Genomic DNA, 18,096 nt, shown 5'->3' with positions numbered 1-18,096 from the left:
CACCTACCAGGACCACGACACGCCGGAGCGGATGTATGCCGAGGCCGGCCTCGACGCCGCCGCCATCGTCGCAAAGGTCAAAGACATCCTGCCGGAGCGCCAGGACGGACGCTCGCGCCTGCGCCTCGCCTGAACCCCGCTGCGGGGTCGAGGCGGGGTTGAGACGGCCGCGCTTGTTCCCGGCTCCGATCGGTGACACAAGCGCCCGCATTGCGGTGCGGCACACGCGACGATTCGCGGCGCCGCCCCCTGGCACCACGGACCGGCCGCGGATGTTCCGAGGGCGGCCGAGCCCCGTGAGGTGTTTCCCGTTCCATGACGATGTCGAGCGTGATGGCAGAGGCGACTGAGACCCGCTCCTCCGAGCCGGGTCCCGTGCTGATCACCGGCGCGGCCGGCTTCCTGGGCTCGGCGCTGGTCGACGTCTTCCGGGCCGCGGGCTTCCCTGTGCGCGTCCTCGTGCGCGCCTCGAGCTCGCGCCGGAACCTGACCTGGACCGATGTCGAGATCGCCGAAGGCGACATGCGCGACCCCGCCGCGGTCGCCGCCGCCATGCGGGGACAGCGCTACCTCGTCCACGCCGCGGCCGATTACCGGCTCTGGGCGCCGGACATGGAGGAGATCGTCCGCACCAACCGCGACGGGACCCGCGTGATGATGCAGGCGGCCCTCGATGCGGGCGTGGAGCGCGTGGTCTACACCTCCAGCGTCGCCACGATCCGCCCGCCGGCCGACGGCGTCACGCCCTCCGACGAGACGATGCCGCTGACGCCCGAGACCGCGATCGGCGCCTACAAGCGCAGCAAGGTCGTGGCCGAGCGCGTCGTGGAGGAGATGGTGGCGGAGAGCCGCCTGCCGGCCGTGATCGTCAATCCCTCGACGCCGATCGGCCCGCGCGACGTGAAGCCGACGCCCACGGGGCGCATTATCCAGGAGGCGGCGCTCGGCAAGATGCCGGCCTTCGTCGACACCGGCCTCAACCTCGCCCATGTGGACGACGTGGCGATGGGCCATCTCCTCGCTCTCGGCAGGGGCCGCGTCGGAGAGCGCTACATCCTGGGCGGCGAGAACGTGCTCCTGTCCCAGATGCTTGCCGACATCGCCGGGATGGTCGGGCGAAAGGCTCCGACCGTGAACCTGCCGCGCGGCGTGGTCTACCCGGTCGCCTTCTTCGCGGAACTGGCCGCCCGCTTCACCGGAAAGCAGCCCTTCGCCACGATCGACGGCATCCGCATGTCGCGCTACCGGATGTTCTTCTCCGACGCCAAGGCGCGGGCCGAACTCGGCTACAGCGCGCGGCCCTATCGCGAGGGCCTGTCCGACGCGATTCAGTGGTTCCGCCAGGCGGGGTATCTGCGATGAGCGCCGCCCTCGACACGGCGACCGCGACGCGCTCCGGCAAGGGGCACAACGACGAGAACTTCCCTGTCGCCTCGCACCTGATCCATCCGCGCCACCGCCCGGCGATCCTCGCCTTCTACAACTATGTCCGCGCGGGCGACGATATCGCCGACCACGCGGACCTGTCGCCCGAACGCAAGATCGCGATGCTCGACGCGCTGGCCGATGCGCTGACGGGCGCCGGCCCTGCCGATCCCGAGGCGGCGCCGCTGAAGCGGGAGCTCGCCGCGCGCGGCCTGCCGCCGCTGCACGCCCTCGAATTGCTCGACGCCTTCCGGATGGATGCGCGCAAGAACCGCTATGCCGACTGGGACGAGCTGATCCACTATTGCCGCTACTCGGCGATGCCGGTCGGGCGCTTCGTCCTCGACGTGCACGGCGAGGATCCGGCCCGGGTCTACAAGACCTCGGACGCCATCTGCGCCGCGCTCCAGGTGCTCAACCACCTGCAGGATTGCGGGAAGGATTTCCGCACGCTCGACCGTGTCTACATCCCGGAGGAGACCCTGCGGAAGCACGGCGCGCGCGTGGAGATGCTCGGCGAGGCCAGGGCCACGCCGCAGCTCCGCGCGGCGATCCGGGATCTGGCCGAGCGCACCCTCGGGCTGCTCGAGGAGGGCCGCCCCCTCCCCGACCGGATCGACGACACCCGCCTGTCGATGGAGATCGCCGCGATCCACCGCCTCGCGGTGCTGCTGACCCGCGGCCTGCTGACCCGCGACCCGCTCTCCGAGAAGGTCCACCACGGCAAGGCCGCCTTCGCCTTCATCGCGCTCGGCGCCGCCGCCGGCGCGCTGGCCCGCCGCCCCTTCCGCGGGCGCGCAGCGGCCTGAGAGACACCGATCATGACCGCCGCCGCCACCTCCGCCCGTGAGCCCGCCGCCGAGGCCCCAGCGCTCCCGGCCTCGGGCTCCTCGTTCTACACCGCCATGCGCCTGCTGCCGAAGGACCGGCGCGAGGCGATGTACGCGGTCTATGCCTTCTGCCGCGCCGTGGACGACGTCGCCGACGACGGCGGTCCCGCCGAGATCCGCGCGGCCGAGCTCGACCGCTGGCGGGCCGATATCGACGCGCTCTATGCCGGGCGCCCGCCCGCCCGCGTGCGCGACCTCGTGGTGCCGGTGGAGCGCTACGGCCTGAAGCGCGAGGATTTCCACGCCGTGATCGACGGCATGGCGATGGACGCGTTCAGCGATATCGTCGCCCCGGATTCGGCCACCCTCGACCTCTATTGCGACCGCGTCGCCAGCGCGGTCGGGCGCCTCTCGGTGCGCATCTTCGGCCTGGCGGAGGAGGACGGGATCCGCCTCGCCTGGCACCAGGGCCGGGCGCTCCAGCTGACCAACATCCTGCGCGACATCGACGAGGATGCCGAGCGCGGCCGCCTCTACCTGCCGCGCGAGCGCCTCGCCGCGATCGGCCTGACCGACCCGACACCCGCGGCGGCCATCGCCCATCCGCGCATCGGCGAGGTCTGCGCCGGCCTCGCCAAGGAGGCCGAGCAGCATTACCGCGCGACCTGGACGATCATCCGCCGCAATCCGCGCTCGCATACCAAGGCCGCCCGGCTGATGGCCGCCGCCTACCATCTCTATCTCGACGCCCTGCTGAAGCGCGGCTGGGACGCTCCCCGCGCCCGGGTGAAGCCGGGCAAGCTCGCCCTCCTCGCGGTGGCGCTGCGGCACGGCATCGTCTGATGGGCACAACGCATGTCGTCGGCGCCGGCCTCGCCGGGCTCTCCGCCGCCGTCTCGCTGAGCCAGCGGGGCGAGCGCGTCGTCCTGCACGAAGCCGCCAAGCAGGCCGGCGGGCGCTGCCGCTCCTATTTCGATCCGAGCCTCGGCCTGACGATCGACAACGGCAACCACCTGCTCCTGTCCGGCAACACCGATTCCCTCGACTTCCTGACGGTGATCGGCGCGCCCGGTGATGCCCTGACCGGCCCGGACGAGGCTTTGTTCGACTTCGCCGACCTGAAGACCGGCGAGCGCTGGGCTCTCCGCCCCAATGCGGGCCGCCTGCCCTGGTGGGTTCTGAGCCAGGCCCGGCGGGTGCCCGGCACCCGCGCCCGCGACTACCTCGCGCCGCTCGGGATCCTGAAGGCCGCGGCCGGCAAGCCGGACGGCGCCGGCGGCACCATCGGCGAGGCCATGCCCTGCACCGGCACGCTCTACGAGCGTCTCTGGCACCCGGTCCTGCTCGCCGCCCTCAACACCGACCCGCGCGAGAGCGATGTCGGCCTCGCGGCCACCATCCTGCGCGAGACCCTCGGCGCCGGCGGGCGCGCCTGCCGGCCCTTGATCGCGGTGAACGGCCTCTCGACCGCCTTCGTCGATCCGGCGATCCGCTATCTGGAGGGGCGCGGCGCGGAGATCCGCCTCGGGCGGCGCCTGCGCGGCCTGGAGCGGACCGCGGGCCGCGTCACCCGCCTCGACTTCTCCGACGAGCCCGTGGCGGTCGGCACGGACGACTCGGTCGTCCTCGCCCTGCCGCCCTGGGTCGCGGCCGAGGTGATGCCGGGAATCGCCACGCCGCAGAGCTACCGCTCCATCGTGAACGCGCATTTCGCCGTGGTTCCGAAGCACGGCAGCCCGCTTTTCCTCGGCGTGGTGAACGGGCTGACCGAGTGGCTCTTCGCCTATCCGGACCGGTATTCGGTCACGATCAGCGGCGCCGACAGGCTGCTCGACGTGGCCCGCGAAGATCTCGCCCGGCAGATCTGGAGCGAGATCGCGAAGCTCGGCAATCTTGCTCCGGAACTGCCAAGCTGGCAGATCGTCAAGGAGAAGCGGGCGACCTTCGCCGCGACGCCGGAAGAGGCTGCGCGACGGGCCAAGCCCGAGACGGCTTACGAGAATCTCGTCCTGGCGGGCGATTGGACCGCGACCGGCCTGCCATCGACGATTGAGGGAGCGATCCGCTCCGGACGGAACGCCGCGCGCGCCCTTGCGTGCGGTGCAACACGCACGCGCGTCGCGGCTTGAGGCATGGGACGGTCGCACAGCTGCGACTGCGAGAGGCGAGGACGATGAGAGAGGCGGTGAGCAAGATCGAGGCGCTGCAGCGGCCGAAGACGCAGGACATCTCGCTGGAGGCGGTCGAGCGCGGCATCGCGCAGGCGACGCGGGCCCTGACCAACCTCGCGCATGCCGACGGCCATATCTGCTTCGAGCTGGAGGCCGACGCCACCATCCCGTCCGAATACGTCCTGTTCCACCAGTTCCGCGGGACGATGCCGCGCGCAGGGCTCGAGGCCAAGATCGGCAACTACCTCCGCCGCACGCAGGGGCCGCATGGCGGCTGGGCCCTCGTCCACGAGGGGCCTTTCGACATGAGCGCCAGCGTGAAGGCCTATTTCGCGCTGAAGATGATCGGCGACGACATCGAGGCGCCGCATATGCGCCGGGCCCGCGAGGCGATCCTGTCCCGCGGCGGCGCGGCCAACGCCAACGTCTTCACCCGCTTCCTGCTCGCCCTCTACGGCGAGGTGCCGTGGAATGCGGTGCCGGTGATGCCGGTGGAAGTGATGTTCCTGCCGAAGTGGTTCCCCTTCCACCTCGATAAGGTCAGCTACTGGGCGCGCTGCGTGATGGTGCCCCTCTTCGTGCTGCAGGCGACGAAGCCGCGGGCCAAGAACCCGCGCGGCATCGGCGTGCAGGAGCTGTTCGTCACGCCGCCGAACTCCGTGCGCTCCTGGCCCGCCAGCCCGCACGCCACTTGGCCGTGGACGCCGATCTTCGGCTTCATCGACCGCCTGCTCCAGCTCACCGAGAACTATTTCCCCAAGGGCCGGCGCAAGCGCGCCATGGAGAAGGCCCGCGCCTGGGTGAGCGAGCGCCTGAACGGCGAGGACGGCCTGGGTGCCATCTTCCCGGCCATGGTCAACTCGGTGCTGATGTACGAGGTGATGGGCTATCCGCCCGACCATCCGCAGGTGCGGATCGCCTGCGACGCCATCGAGAAGCTCGTCGTCGAGAAGCCGCACGAGGCCTATGTGCAGCCCTGCGTCTCGCCGGTCTGGGACACGGCGCTCGCGAGCCACGCCCTGCTCGAAGCCGGCGGCGGCGAGGCGGAGGCGCAGGCCCGCGACGGGCTCGACTGGCTGAAGCCGCGCCAGATCCTCGACATCAAGGGCGACTGGGCCGCGGCCAAGCCCGACGTGCGCCCCGGCGGCTGGGCCTTCCAGTACGGCAACGCCCATTACCCGGACCTCGACGACACCGCCGTGGTCGTGATGGCGATGGACCGCGCCATGCGCCAGCACGGGCTGGTGGCCGGCATGCCGGACTACAAGGCCTCGATCGCCCGCGCCCGCGAATGGGTCGAGGGGCTGCAGTCGAAGGATGGCGGCTGGGCCGCCTTCGACGCCGACAACAACCACATGTACCTCAACCACATCCCGTTCTCGGACCACGGCGCGCTGCTCGACCCGCCGACCGCGGACGTCACCGCCCGCGTCGTCTCGATGCTCTCGCAGCTCGGCGAGACCCGGGCGACCTCGCGGGCCCTCGATCGCGGCGTCACCTACCTCCTGAACGATCAGGAGGAGGACGGCTCGTGGTACGGCCGCTGGGGCATGAACTTCATCTACGGCACGTGGTCGGTGCTCTGCGCCCTCAACGCGGCCGGCGTCGACCCGCAGAGCCCGGAGATCCGCAAGGCGTCCGCCTGGCTCATCCGCATCCAGAACCCGGATGGCGGCTGGGGCGAGGACGCGTCGAGCTACAAGATCGACCCGGCCTTCGAGCCCGGCTCCTCCACCGCCTCGCAGACCGCCTGGGCGCTCCTCGCCCTGATGGCGGCGGGCGACGCCGACGACCCGGCGGTGACCCGCGGCATCAACTTCCTGACCCGCACGCAGGGCGCGGACGGGTTCTGGAACGAGGAGCGCTACACCGCCACCGGATTCCCGCGGGTGTTCTACCTGCGCTACCACGGCTATCCGAAGTTCTTCCCGCTCTGGGCGATGGCCCGCTACCGCAACCTGAAGCGCGGCAATTCCCGGCAGGTCCAGTTCGGCATGTGAGGCCGGGTTTCCGGACACACACAGGATCCGCGACGCGTCCCCCTCTTCCGGTCGAGAGGGGGCGAGGGATGAGAATTTTCCGGACCAGTCGCGACGGCGAAATGGCGCCGGCTCAGTTCCGTCCTGACAGTTCTCGACCCTCACCCTGGCCCGCTTGGGAGAGGGACCCGCGCTCGGTCCGGCGGGGTCGATCCTGTCTCCCGACAGTCGCTGAGGCAGCTCCCCATCGTCGATCCGCCGGCGGCGCCATCCGCAACGGCAAGACGAGCGGTTCCGGGAAGCCAGTCGATTCGCCCTTGTGACCCTGCGGCCACAGGCCGGCCGCAATCGGGCTGGTATGAAGACTGCATTCCCGATGGCGTGCGCGCCGCACGCCCGCTCCTGCCGCCTCCTGGGTTCCATGCCCCTCGCCGAGCCTGACCAGCCCGCCCGCGTGCGCGACCTTCTCGGCCCCGCGCCGCTCGGACTCCCGGTTCTCGCCGTGACCGGCCTCGCCAAGGAAGGGCGCCTCGCCTCGGGGCCCGGCGTCGAGGCGGTCGGTGCGGGCGGCAACCCGGCCCGCCTCGCCGCTTTGCTTGCGCGCCGCACCGAGGCCGGCTGCCGCGCCGTGGTCAGCATCGGCATCGCGGGCGGTCTCGATCCGGACCTCGTCCCCGGCGACGTGGTGGTGGCCACGGGCGTGGTCACGGGCGACACGCGCTACGCCGCGGATCCGGCCGTGGCCGAGGCTCTGCGTACCCGCCTCGACCGGCCCGGCCTCGCCGTCCGCTCCGGCGACCTCGCGGGCGTCGACGCCGCGGTGATGACCCTCGACGGGAAGGCCGACCTCTGGGCGCGCAGCCAGGCCGCAGCCGTGGACATGGAATCGCACGTGGCGGCCGCCTTCGCCGCGCGGCACGGCCTGCCCTTCGCCGCCATCCGCGTGGTCTGCGATCCGGCCCATCGGGCGCTGCCGGCCTTCGCGGCCCAGGCGCTCAAGCCGAACGGCGAGCCGGACATTCTCGCCGTGCTGATGGCGCTGGCCCGCGGCGACGCCCGCCTCGGCGGCCTCGTCCGCCTCGCCCGCGATTCGAAGGCCGCCTTCGCCGCCCTCACCCGCTGCCGGGCCCTGCTCGGTCCCGGGCTCGGCATTCCCCTCCCCCAGGCGGAGCAACTGCCCGAGGCCGCCTGAGCCCGAGCCGCGCGGGTCTCCGGCAGCGTCCCGCATGTCGCTTCGACGCACGTCCTGACCGGCGCCCCGCTTCCGCGGGGCGCCGGCCCGTTCACCACTGGTAGCGCAGGCCCGCCGTGACGCCGTGCGCGACACCGGTGCGGGGGCCGATCGCAGCCTGGTAGTCGACGCGCCAGCCGAGCTGTTCGGTGAGGCTGCCCTGGAGGCCCGCTCCCGCAGTGACGAAGTCGTCGCGCAGGAAGGGCACCGCCACCGCGGCGCTGGCGAGGCTGTTCTCGACGCTGGCGAGCCGCACCGTGGCGGAGCTGCCCTGCGGACCGGTCGCGCGGTTGTAGGCGAGCCGGATCGAGGGAATCAGGTCGCCGAAGCCGGTGAAGGCCGCCTCGGCGCCGAAGCGCGCGGTGGTCTGGAGCAGGACGAGGCCGCGATAGGCGATGTTGTTGCCGGCCGCCCCCGTCTCGGTGAAGCCGTCGATCCGCCCGGAGAGATGCGTGATCCCGGCAAACGGCGTCAGGCGCAGGCTCTCCACCTGGAGCGGCACGCCGATCTCGCCGTCGAGGGCCAACGCGTTGCCGACCGTCCGGCCGGACGCGGTGAGACCGTAGGCGCCCGGCCGCCGGATCCGGTCGAGGCCGACCTCTGGCGCGCCGCCGACGATGCCCTGCGCGTAGAAATCGGATCCGTAATAGCCGGCATAGGCCGAGGCCGTGACGGCGCTGTGCTCCTGGCTGAACCCGCCCGGACGGCTCAGCGTGCCGCCGCCGCCGCTGACCGCGAGGCCCGCCCGCCAGGGACCGGTGAAGGGCAGGTCCAGGCCGACCGTGCCCTGCGCGATGGTGCGGTCGAGGGTGAGGCCGCCGTTGCGCGGCTGATCGGCGAAGACCACGTCGCCGCCGATCCAGAGGGCCCAGCCCTGGCCGGCCCAGGCGCCCGCGCCGCCGGCACCCCGGCGGAGGGCCGAGAGGTGGTCCTGCACGCCGCGGGTGGAGGCGGCGGCGAAGCCCAGGGTCGCGCCGCCGAGCCCCTGCAGCACGGTCGGCGCCGTCTGCTTCATCACGGCGAGCGAGAGCGGATCGACATAGGTCGGCAGCGTCAGGCGGTAGGCGAGCAGCACCGAGTCGTTGTTGATGCCGGCATCGTAGCTCTGGCCGTTGATGCTGCCCTGGCGGGTCAGGAAGTCGTTGTCGTTGCCGACGAGCAGGAAGTAGTCGTTCGGCGCCCGCTCGCTCAGCACCGGCACCAGGCCGAGCGCCTCGAACTTCTCCGACAGCGTCGTCTGCGTCGCCGGGTTGGTGTTGAGGTTCATGCCGAACCGGCCGAGCTGAACCGGGTTCAGCAGGTTGACCACCTCGGTGGCTTGGACCGGCCGGATGTCGGGGCGCAGCACGCCTCCCGGCGCCACCGGCGTCGTGGTGGTGTCGAAGGCCGAGCCGGCGATGTTGGTCGCCTGGGCGATGTCGACGAGCAGCACGCTCTTGAAGACGATCGGCGTGGTGTTGCCGGTGCCGAGCCCGTTCGAATCGCGCGCGAGCACGAGGAACTGGGTGTCGTTGAGCGCGATCATGTCGCTCTGTGCGGCGGTCCGGTTCGGCGCCTGTCCGTTGCCGGTGTCGCGGTAGACGGGCAACTGCAGCACGTATTCGCGCACAGGCGCGCTCGGCACCGGGTTGGCCGCGATGTCGTAGACGAGGATGCGGGTGTTGGCCCGGGTCTGCTGGCTGGCGGTGGAATCCTGAAGCGGCGCACTCTGCAGGATCGTCACGAGGCTGCGGCCGTCCGGCGTGAGCGAGAGCGCCTCGAAGCCCTGGTTGTTGCGCCGGCCGGTATCGGGCGGGCTGAGCGAGTTGAAGTTGAGCTGGCCGTTGGTGCGCGGCCGCAGCGCCTCGGGCACGCCGAGCACGCCCTGAAGCTGACCGGTCGCGCTGAAATAGTAGACGTTCGCGCCGTACTCGTCGCTGACGTAGAAGGATCCGTCGAGGCGGCGGGCGAGACCCTCGGCGTCGAGGCTGATCCGTCCGGCACTCGCGCCCGTCGCGGCCGCGGGCAGGACCGCGCCGAGCTGCGTGACGGTGCCCGTGCCCGGATCGAACCCGCTGAAGCGACGGCCGAGCGCGTCCGTGAGCACGAGGCCGCCATCCGGCGTGAGAGTGATCTGCCGCTGCGAGGCGGTCGATTGCGGCAGGTTAGCGCCGGGATCGGGTGTGAAGCTCAGCCTGAAGCGGTTGAGACGCCCGGCATAGTCCGTGAAGATGCCGCCATCCGGATTGTTGTAGCCGCGGTCCGGCAGGGTGAAGAGCGTGCCGGTATAGGTGTCGCCGACCCGGCGCCAGCTCGCGAGATCCACCGCCAGGGCCGAGAACGAGCCCAGGGTGTCGCCGAGGAAGTCGCGCGTCGTGGCGGGCAGGCGGCCGACGCCCTGCAGACCGAGATTCGTGACCGTCGTGCCGTTGAGGGTGGCGGAGACCGGCTCGTCGGCCAGTTGCAGGTTCGGCCGCGTCGCCGTGATCGACTGCGCCGTTGCGGGCCCCGCCATGATCGCGAGCAGCCCCAATGAGCCCGCGGCGCGCGCCGCGGAAATCCGTACCACCATTGCCCCAGCCCCCGCGTCAGCCTTTGCGGCTGCCCGCGCGGCAGGTAGCGGCGGCTCGATGACGGTTGCGTGTCAGGGCTTAGGAATGCCGGCCTGAGCGCCGTCCACGCATCCCCATGTGACGCATCCGCCACAAACGGTCGGCGGCACCCTCCGGAAACGACGAGGCCCGCGCGGCTGGAGCCGCGCGGGCCTCGTGGAGACACTGTGCCGGCGATCAGGCGGCGGTGCGCTTGCGGGCTTCCTGCTTCGTGTCGATGCCGGCCGCTTTGATCTCGGACAGCTTCTGCGCAACGTTGCGCGAGAACACGAACTCGGCCGGACGCTGACCCTCGAGGCTGATCTCGGGGGCCATCTCACCCTCGGTCTTGATGCCGCGGATCGCGTGGACCAGCGGCTTCCAGGGCTTGCGCACCGAATCGACCACCGAGGAGGCCTCGTAGCCCGAATGGACCATGCAGTCGGCGCACTTCTCGTAGTTGCCGGTGCCGTAGGCGTCCCAGTCGGTGGTCTCCATCAGCTCCTTGAAGGTCGCCGCATAGCCCTCGCCGAGCAGGTAGCAGGGCTTCTGCCAGCCGAACACGGTGCGGGTCGGGTTGCCCCACGGGGTGCAATGGTAGGACTGGTTGCCGGCCAGGAAGTCGAGGAACAGGCCCGACTGCTGGAAGGTCCACTTCTCGCGGCCCTTCTCCTTGCCGTGGCGGAACACGCCGCGGAACAGGTCCTTCGTGGCCTTGCGGTTGAGGAAGTGCTGCTGGTCGGGGGCGCGCTCGTAGGCGTAGCCCGGCGAGACCGTGATGCCGTCGATGCCCATGCGGGTCACCGAATCGAAGAAGTCGGCGATCTTGTCGGCCGAGGAATTGTTGAAGAAGGTGCAGTTGATGGTGACCCGGAAGCCCATCTCCTTGGCCTTCTTGATCGCCGCGACGGCCTTGTCATAGACGCCGCGCTGGCAGACCGACTGATCGTGCATCTCCTTGTCGCCGTCGAGATGGATCGACCAGGTGAAGTACGGGCTCGGCTTGTATTCCTTGATCTTCTTCTCAAGGAGCAGCGCGTTCGTGCACACGATCGCGAACTTCTTCTGCGCGATGATGCCCTCGACGATCTGCGGCAGATCCTTGTGCAGCAGCGGCTCGCCGCCCGCGATCACCACCACCGGCGCGCCGCACTCGCGCACCGATTCGAGCGCCTCGTTCACCGGGAGCCGCTTGTTGAGGATCTCGTCCGGGTAATCGATCTTGCCGCAGCCGGCGCAGGCGAGGTTGCAGCGGAACAGGGGCTCCATCATCATCACCAGCGGGTAGCGCTTGCGACCCGTCAGATGCTGCTTGAGGATGTAGCCGCCGATCTTTGCGACGTACCGGAGGGGAATGCCCAAGTTGCGGCTCCTTGTTCTGTTGGCCCCGGCTCAGCGGGGCTGCTTAACGCGAAAACGTGTCCGGTTCCAGCGCTCTAGCTTGGAACGAATCTCGAAAGCGCCCTGTTCGGCCCTCGACGCGTCACGGAATTCTCACATGACGCAACGGAGCCACAACCGAGCCTCCGCCGCGCCCGCTCCCGGCAGGGCTGTGGCGGAACATTGCGCGCGACAGAACCGGCGAATGCGTCGGCAATGCGACCGGGTGAAGCGAAGCGTCGCCAGCGCGCGCGGTGCTGTGCCTTATCGCACAGGCCTCTACCGCAGTGCAAACTGAGCCGTGGACAATCGAGCCGGAAGCCCGGCCGACGAGCCCGACAATCCGCGCGCGGTTTGCAATCGCGGCGCGGCGCCATTACTGAGCGCAGGGCTTGCGACAGGTCCCGTCGCGGCCGGTGCCCGCGTGCCCGGATCCCGGCGCCGCTCCCGGAATACCCGACGCGCCGGCGGGGTCGGAGGGAGACTTCTTGGCTGGCCGGGCGTTGCGTCGGAGGACCCGACCGCGGGCGTGCCTCGAGCCGGGCGGACCGCGTGCCCGCTTCCGATCCGGACGGGGCGTGGGAATTCGGCGTCCGGGAACATCCGGTTCGCCCCGTGCGTCTCGAAACCGTGACCGCAGACCGGGATCGGCCGTGACGGGCGGCGCATCGTAGAGAGGGGCCCCCGGCGCGTCGCGCTCCGGGATGCGTCCCAGGTAGGCAGGATACTCGTGATCGAACGACTCGTCGCGTCCTCCGTCCGGCACCGCTGGATCGTCATCGCCCTGATCGCGCTGCTGACGGCCGCGAGCGGCGGCCTCGCCGCCCACCTGTTCCGGATCAACACCGATGTCGAGCGCCTGATCGACCCGAAGGAATCCTGGCGCCAGGACGAGATCGAGTACGAGAAGGCCTTCCCGCAGCGGACCAACACGGTCGTCGCCGTGATCGACGGCAAGACGCCCGAGCAGGCCGAGGAGGCCGCGAGCGCGCTCACCAAGGCGCTTGCCGTTCACAAGAACCTGATCGAGACCGTCTACCGGCCCGATGGCGGCCCGTTCTACGACCGGAACGGCCTGCTCCTGATGTCCGAGGCCGAGCTGCAGAAGACCACCGAGCAGCTGGTGCAGCAGCAGGGCCTGCTCGGGCCGCTGGCCTCCGACCCGTCGCTGCGCGGCGTGATGCGCGTGCTCTCGCTCGGCGCCCGCGGCGTGAAGAGCGGCGACGCCAAGCTCGAAGACCTCGACAAGCCCATGGGTCAGATCGACGCGACCCTGGGGAAGGTGCTGAAGGGCGAGCCGGCGCGCCTGTCCTGGCAGCTCCTGCTCTCCGGCGGCGAGACCAAGTCCACGGACCTGCGCAAGTTCGTGATGATCAAGCCGGTCCTGGACTTCAACGCGCTCCAGCCGGGCTACACCGCCACCAAGCTGATCCGGAACGTCGCCAAGGACCTGAAGATCACGCCGGAATACGGCCTGACCATGCGCCTGACCGGGCCGGTCGCCGTGGCCGACGACGAGTTCGCGACGCTCTCCGACGACGCCTTCCTCAACAACGCGGTCACGGTCGGCGCCATCGTGCTGTTCCTGTGGCTGGCCCTGCGCTCGGCGCCGCTCGTCGTCGCGGTGATCATCACCACCTTCGCCGGCCTCGTGGTGACGGCGGCGCTGGGCCTCGTCATGGTGGGCGAGCTGAACCCGATCTCGGTGGCCTTCGCCGCCCTGTTCGTCGGGCTCGGCATCGATTTCGGCATCCAGTTCGCGGTGCGCTACCGGGCCGACCGCTACGAGCAGCCGAGCCTGGAGGCGGCGATCCGCGCCGCCGCACGCGGCGTCGGCTGGTCGCTGACGCTGGCCGCCGTCTCGCTGATCGCCGGCTTCTTCGCCTTCCTGCCGACCGCCTTCCGCGGCGTGTCCGAGCTCGGCCTGATCGCCGGCGCCGGCATGATCGTGGCCTACCTGTTCGCGCTGACCCTGCTGCCCGCGCTCATCGCGGTGTTCCAGCCGAAGGGCGAGAAGGAGGCCGTGCGGACCTCCTGGATGGCCGGGGTCGATCCCTGGATCCTCGCGCACCGCAAGGCGGTGCTGATCGGCGTCGGCCTGATCACGCTGGCGGGCGCGCCGCTTCTCTGGAAGCTGCCCTTCGATTCGAACCCGATGCACCTGCGCAGCCCGAAGGTCGAATCGATCGCCACCTATCTCGACCTCATCAAGGATCCGGCCACCAGCCCGAACGTGATCGACGTGCTCGCTCCGAGCGTCGCGGCGGTGCCGGAGACCATCAAGAAGCTCGCCGCCCTGCCCTCGGTCGCCGAGGTCATGAGCATCGACACCTTCGTGCCGCGTGACCAGGACAAGAAGCTCGCGATGGTGGCCGAGACGGCCGAGCTGCTCGATCCCGTGCTCAATCCGGGCCGCAAGCCGCCGCCGCCGACCGACGCCGACAACATCAAGGCCCTCAAGGAGGCCGCCGCCGCCCTCAAGGGGATCGCCACCGGCGATTCCTCCGGCGCCAAGACCGCGGGGCGGCTCTCCGATACCCTCGACGCGCTCGCCGCCGCGCCCGTGGCCAAGCGCGAGGCGGCCTCGGTGGCCGTCACCACCGATCTCGGGCCGCTGCTCAAGCGCCTGCGCGAGCTTCTGCATCCGGAGCGGATCACCCTCGACAACCTGCCGCCCCAGCTCAAGGCCGAGTGGGTCGCGGCCGACGGGCGTGCCCGGATCGAGCTGCACCCCAAGGGCAATTCGAACGACGACGAGGTGCTGCGCAACTTCGCCAACGAGGTGCGCACGGTGGCCCCGCACGCCACGGGCGCGCCGGTGGCCACCACGGCGTCGAGCTACACCATCCTCGGGGCCTTCGTGCAGGCGGGCGTGACCGCCTTCGTGCTCATCTTCATCATCCTCTCGGTGGCGCTGCGCAAACCCTGGGACGTGGCGATGACGCTCGGGCCGCTGGTGCTGGCCACCCTGTGGACGCTGATGGCGCTCTACGTGATCGGCATGCCGCTCAACTTCGCCAACATCATCGCCCTGCCGCTGATGCTCGCGGTCGGCGTCGCCTTCCACATCTACTACGTGATCGCGTGGCGGGCGGGCGTCGTCGACATGCTGGCCTCGAGCCTGACCCGGGCGATCTTCTTCTCGGCGCTCACCACCGGCACGGCCTTCGGCTCGCTCGTCCTGTCGAGCCATCCGGGCACGGCGAGCATGGGCAAGCTGCTCGCGCTCTCGCTGTTCTTCACCCTGGTGGCCGCCTTCTTCGTGGTGCCGGCCTTCCTCGGCCCGCCCCCGGTGCAGCCGGACGAGGACCGGCCGGAGGGCGACGCCGCGGCCAAGGACCCGCTGATCTCCGCCCGTCAGGCGGAGGCGGTGCCGGTGAAGTAGCTCCAATCTGGGCGGCGGGGTTGGGCCGCCCTACCCTGCCGGCATGGACTCGATCGACCTCAACGACGCGGATCTGGACCTCTCCGCCCTGACGCTTCGGATGGAGCACGGCGAGACCATTGTCGTGACCCGCGACGGCAAGCCGGTGGCAGACCTTGTGCCGCGTCGTCGCGGGGGGATCGACTTTGAGGCTGGGGAAGCCTTCCTGCGGGCAGCAGGCATCGTGCGTCGTCCCGGCTTCATCGCATCGGATTTCGATGATCCCCTCCCGGAGGATTTCCTGATCCGGCCGCTGCCTGAAGCATGAGGCTGCTTCTCGACAGCCACCTTCTGCTGGCGCTGGCCCTGGATCGGTTGCCGGAGGTGAGTGCGGAAGCCGGATCGCCTGATCCGGCGGGATGACGCCGATCTCTGGGCGAGCGTCGCGAGCCTATGGGAGATCGCGATCAAGACACGCTTGGGAAAGCTCGACCCAGGCCTGCCACTCGGGAGTCTTCCTCAGTTCTACGAGGCGATGGGCATCACGTTTCTGCCCGTGACCACGTCTCACGCCCTGGCGAGCGTGGATCCGCTGCCGCCGACACGCGATCCGTTCGATCGCATGCTGCTCGCGCAATGCCGGGTGGAAGGCTTCTCTCTTGTGACCCTCGATAGAGCCCTGCGCGATCACCCGCAGACGTGGCGTCTGGCCTGAGGTCTCGGGCCTACCTGAGAAAATCCGAGAACCCGCCGCACCGCGTGCCTGCGCGCACCACGGTCGCCCGCGCCGCCGGATCGATCAGCGCGTCGCGTTCGGCCGCGTAGGCGTAGCCCGGCGCCTCGCCCGGGAAGCCGCCAGCGGTGGCCGGGTGGGTGTAGAGCTCGGTGAGCCCGTCCGGCAGATGGGTGAGGAGCGCCGCCACGCGGCGCGGCGTCATGGCGCCGGACCAGGCGAGGCCGAGCGTCCGGTCGGGGATCAGAAGCCCGGCCTGCCGCGCCCGCACCGCCAGGAGTGCGGCCCAGGGGGCGGTGTCGAGGGCGGCGCGCGGGGCGGCACCGGGCTCGGCGCGACGCAGGATCTCGCGCGGCTCGCGCGGCACCCGCAGCGCCCGCATGCCGAAATCGCGCCCGATCCGCAGGACCGCCCCGGCGATCAGCGGGTGGATGTGGAAGTGCTTGTGCGCGTTGACGTGGTCCAGTGGCAGCCCGGTCGCGCGGTAGGCCTCGAACTGGGCCCGGATCTCCGCCGCGAGCTGCCGCCGCGCCGCGGGCTTCAGGGCGAGGTCGAGTCCGAGGCGCTCCATGTCGCGCCGCATCAGCCCCTGCGCGTCGGTGAGGTCCGGCAGCTCGGCGGCGGGCAGCGTCGGCCAGGCCTCGACGAGGACGAGATGCAGCCCGACGCGCAGCGACGGCAGGCGGCGCGCCCGCGCCACGGCATCGGCGGCGGCGGACGCAGACACCATCAGGCTCGCCGCGGTGAGGATGCCGTCACGATGCGCCTGCTCGACGGCCTCGTTCACCTCCGGGCTGAGGCCGAAATCATCCGCCGTGACGACGAGCCGCTTCACGGAATGCTCCTGATCCGGGTGTCGAGAGGGCTCCGCCCTCGCGCGGGTCGAGGGCGGAGCCCTCGAACGAGAACGGCCGGGCTCTCGCCCGGCCGTGATCGGTCTTTGAAGAGGTTTCGCGGCTCAGGCTCAGGCGGCCTTGGAGACGCCCTGACGCTCCCGGAGGAAGTGCCAGAATTCGACGCCCTCGCGCAGACGGCGCTTCATCATGTCGGGCGAGCGGACCATCTCGCTGACGATGGAGGCGATCTTCGGGGCGCGGAAGTAGAACTTCTTGTAGAACTCCTCAACCGCTGCGAAGATCTCGGAATGCGACAGGTGCGGGTAGTGCAGCGGCGCGATCTGCACGCCGTTCTCGTCGACGAGCTCGGCATTCTCCACGTCGAGCCAGCCGTTCTCGACCGCCTGCTTGTAGAGGAAGGTGCCCGGATAGGGCGCGGCCAGGGAGACCTGGATCGTGTGCGGGTTGATGCGCTTGGCGAAGGCGATCGTCTCCTGGATCGTCTCCTTCGTCTCGCCCGGCAGGCCGACGATGAAGGTGCCGTGGATGGCGATGCCGAGGTCGTGGCAATCCTTGGTGAACTTCTCGGCGACCTCGACGCGCATGCCCTTCTTGATGTTGTTCAGGATCTTCTGATTGCCGGACTCGTAGCCGACCAGCAGCAGGCGCAGGCCGTTGTCCTTGAGCACCTTCAGGGTCTCGCGCGGCACGTTGGCCTTGGCGTTGCAGGACCAGGTGACGCCAAGCTTGCCGAGTTCGCGGGCGATCTCCTCGGCGCGGGGCAGGTTGTCGGTGAAGGTGTCGTCGTCGAAGAAGAACTCCTTCGTCTGCGGGAACTCCTTCATGCAGTACTTGATCTCTTCGATCACGTGCGCGACCGAGCGGGTGCGGTAGGTGTGGCCGCCGACCGTCTGCGGCCAGAGGCAGAAGGTGCAGCGGCTCTTGCAGCCACGGCCGGAATAGAACGAGATGTAGGGGTGCTTGAGGTACCCGATGAAGTACTTCTCCATCTCGAGATCGCGCTTGTACACGCTCGTGACGAAGGGCAGCTGGTCCATGTCCGTCATGATCTCGCGATCCTCGTTATGGATCACGACACCGTCGGCGTTGCGGTAGGAGAGGCCCTTGATCTCCGCCATGGGCACGCCCTCGGCGACTTCCTTGACGGTGAAGTCGAACTCGTTGCGGGCGCAGAAATCGACCACCGGGGCCTGTTCCATCGCGCCGGCGGCGTCCACCGCCACCTTGGCGCCGATCAGACCGGCGATGAGCTTCGGGTTGGCCTTCTTGAGGGCCTCGATGGTCTTCACGTCGGACTTGAAGGACGGGACCGAGGTGTGCAGCACGACCAGATCGAAGTCGTTGGCCTGGGCCACGATCTCCGGCAGCTTGATGTTGTGCGGCGGCGCGTCGATCAGCTTCGAGTTCGGCACCAGGGCGGCGGGCTGGGCCAGCCAGGTCGGGTACCAGAACGACTTGATCTCACGCTTGGCCTGGTAGCGGGAGCCGGCGCCGCCATCGAAACCATCGAAAGTGGGGGCCTGGAGGAAGAGCGTGCGCATGGGGTTCAAGGCCTC

Annotated in this window: 13 protein-coding genes; 9 read left to right on the top strand and 4 right to left on the bottom strand. The window is 70.1% G+C overall.

What is annotated here, in order from left to right; translation table 11 throughout:
* The first annotated feature begins 333 nt into the window (after nt 1–333).
* From hpnA to MET9862_RS07130, 6 genes are all read left to right on the top strand, one after another.
* Complete coding sequence (gene hpnA / locus MET9862_RS07155) at nt 334–1,362, top strand: hopanoid-associated sugar epimerase (protein ID WP_438616603.1); 1,029 nt, start codon at nt 334–336, stop codon at nt 1,360–1,362.
* A complete protein-coding gene (hpnC, locus tag MET9862_RS07150; protein WP_142582413.1) occupies nt 1,359–2,234 on the top strand; it encodes a squalene synthase HpnC in 876 nt (291 codons plus the stop codon). Before hpnA ends, hpnC begins: the two co-directional genes overlap by 4 nt.
* A gap of 12 nt (nt 2,235–2,246) precedes the next feature.
* Nucleotides 2,247–3,098, top strand: a complete 852-nt coding sequence (gene hpnD, locus MET9862_RS07145) for a presqualene diphosphate synthase HpnD (protein WP_142582412.1) — start codon at nt 2,247–2,249, stop codon at nt 3,096–3,098.
* Nucleotides 3,095–4,384: a hydroxysqualene dehydroxylase HpnE gene (gene hpnE / locus MET9862_RS07140; protein WP_142582424.1), complete on the top strand. Its 1,290-nt coding sequence runs from the start codon at nt 3,095–3,097 to the stop codon at nt 4,382–4,384. The genes hpnD and hpnE overlap by 4 nt, the downstream gene beginning before the upstream one ends.
* Nucleotides 4,385–4,428: 44 nt before the next feature.
* Complete coding sequence (shc, locus tag MET9862_RS07135; RefSeq protein ID WP_142582411.1) at nt 4,429–6,426, top strand: squalene--hopene cyclase; 1,998 nt, start codon at nt 4,429–4,431, stop codon at nt 6,424–6,426.
* Nucleotides 6,427–6,781: 355 nt separating this feature from the next.
* The gene (locus tag MET9862_RS07130) at nt 6,782–7,597 is read left to right on the top strand and encodes a phosphorylase (protein ID WP_244612610.1); all 816 of its coding nucleotides are present in this window, start codon (nt 6,782–6,784) and stop codon (nt 7,595–7,597) included.
* Nucleotides 7,598–7,688: 91 nt separating this feature from the next.
* Here MET9862_RS07130 and MET9862_RS07125 read toward each other — a convergent pair whose 3' ends face one another.
* A complete protein-coding gene (locus MET9862_RS07125) occupies nt 7,689–10,130 on the bottom strand; it encodes an esterase-like activity of phytase family protein (RefSeq protein ID WP_244612609.1) in 2,442 nt (813 codons plus the stop codon).
* Nucleotides 10,131–10,404: 274 nt separating this feature from the next.
* On the bottom strand, nt 10,405–11,568 hold the full coding sequence (gene hpnH, locus MET9862_RS07120) for an adenosyl-hopene transferase HpnH (protein WP_142582409.1): 1,164 nt from the start codon (nt 11,566–11,568) through the stop codon (nt 10,405–10,407).
* Between the two features lie 748 nt (nt 11,569–12,316).
* Between hpnH and hpnN the strand changes: the two genes are divergently transcribed.
* The 3 genes from hpnN to MET9862_RS07105 are packed head-to-tail and all read left to right on the top strand — an operon-like array spanning nt 12,317 to nt 15,665.
* Entirely contained in the window at nt 12,317–14,971 is a 2,655-nt protein-coding gene (gene hpnN, locus MET9862_RS07115) for a hopanoid transporter HpnN (RefSeq protein ID WP_142582408.1), read from the top strand.
* 43 nt (nt 14,972–15,014) lie between these two features.
* Nucleotides 15,015–15,278, top strand: a complete 264-nt coding sequence (locus MET9862_RS07110; protein WP_142582407.1) for a type II toxin-antitoxin system Phd/YefM family antitoxin — start codon at nt 15,015–15,017, stop codon at nt 15,276–15,278.
* A 60-nt stretch (nt 15,279–15,338) separates the two neighbouring features.
* A complete protein-coding gene (locus MET9862_RS07105; RefSeq protein WP_244612608.1) occupies nt 15,339–15,665 on the top strand; it encodes a type II toxin-antitoxin system VapC family toxin in 327 nt (108 codons plus the stop codon).
* Nucleotides 15,666–15,675: 10 nt separating this feature from the next.
* Here the strand turns inward: MET9862_RS07105 and hpnK are convergent, their stop codons facing one another.
* Entirely contained in the window at nt 15,676–16,518 is an 843-nt protein-coding gene (gene hpnK / locus MET9862_RS07100; RefSeq protein WP_142582406.1) for a hopanoid biosynthesis-associated protein HpnK, read from the bottom strand.
* Nucleotides 16,519–16,647: 129 nt separating this feature from the next.
* Nucleotides 16,648–18,081: a hopanoid biosynthesis associated radical SAM protein HpnJ gene (gene hpnJ / locus MET9862_RS07095; protein WP_142582405.1), complete on the bottom strand. Its 1,434-nt coding sequence runs from the start codon at nt 18,079–18,081 to the stop codon at nt 16,648–16,650.
* Nucleotides 18,082–18,096 lie beyond the last annotated feature (15 nt).

The organism is Methylobacterium symbioticum (assembly GCF_902141845.1).
Lineage (GTDB): Bacteria > Pseudomonadota > Alphaproteobacteria > Rhizobiales > Beijerinckiaceae > Methylobacterium > Methylobacterium symbioticum.
This window is presented reverse-complemented; position numbering and strand designations above follow the sequence as displayed.

Bases quoted from the DNA above. Each gene is read 5' to 3' on its own strand.
- hpnJ (WP_142582405.1), bottom strand. From the start codon at position 18,081: ATGCGCACGCTCTTCCTCCAGGCCCCCACTTTCGATGGTTTCGATGGC.
- MET9862_RS07130 (WP_244612610.1), top strand. From the start codon at position 6,782: ATGGCGTGCGCGCCGCACGCCCGCTCCTGCCGCCTCCTGGGTTCCATG.
- MET9862_RS07125 (WP_244612609.1), bottom strand. From the start codon at position 10,130: ATGGCGGGGCCCGCAACGGCGCAGTCGATCACGGCGACGCGGCCGAAC.
- hpnD (WP_142582412.1), top strand. From the start codon at position 2,247: ATGACCGCCGCCGCCACCTCCGCCCGTGAGCCCGCCGCCGAGGCCCCA.
- hpnC (WP_142582413.1), top strand. From the start codon at position 1,359: ATGAGCGCCGCCCTCGACACGGCGACCGCGACGCGCTCCGGCAAGGGG.
- shc (WP_142582411.1), top strand. From the start codon at position 4,429: ATGAGAGAGGCGGTGAGCAAGATCGAGGCGCTGCAGCGGCCGAAGACG.
- MET9862_RS07110 (WP_142582407.1), top strand. From the start codon at position 15,015: ATGGACTCGATCGACCTCAACGACGCGGATCTGGACCTCTCCGCCCTG.
- hpnA (WP_438616603.1), top strand. From the start codon at position 334: ATGGCAGAGGCGACTGAGACCCGCTCCTCCGAGCCGGGTCCCGTGCTG.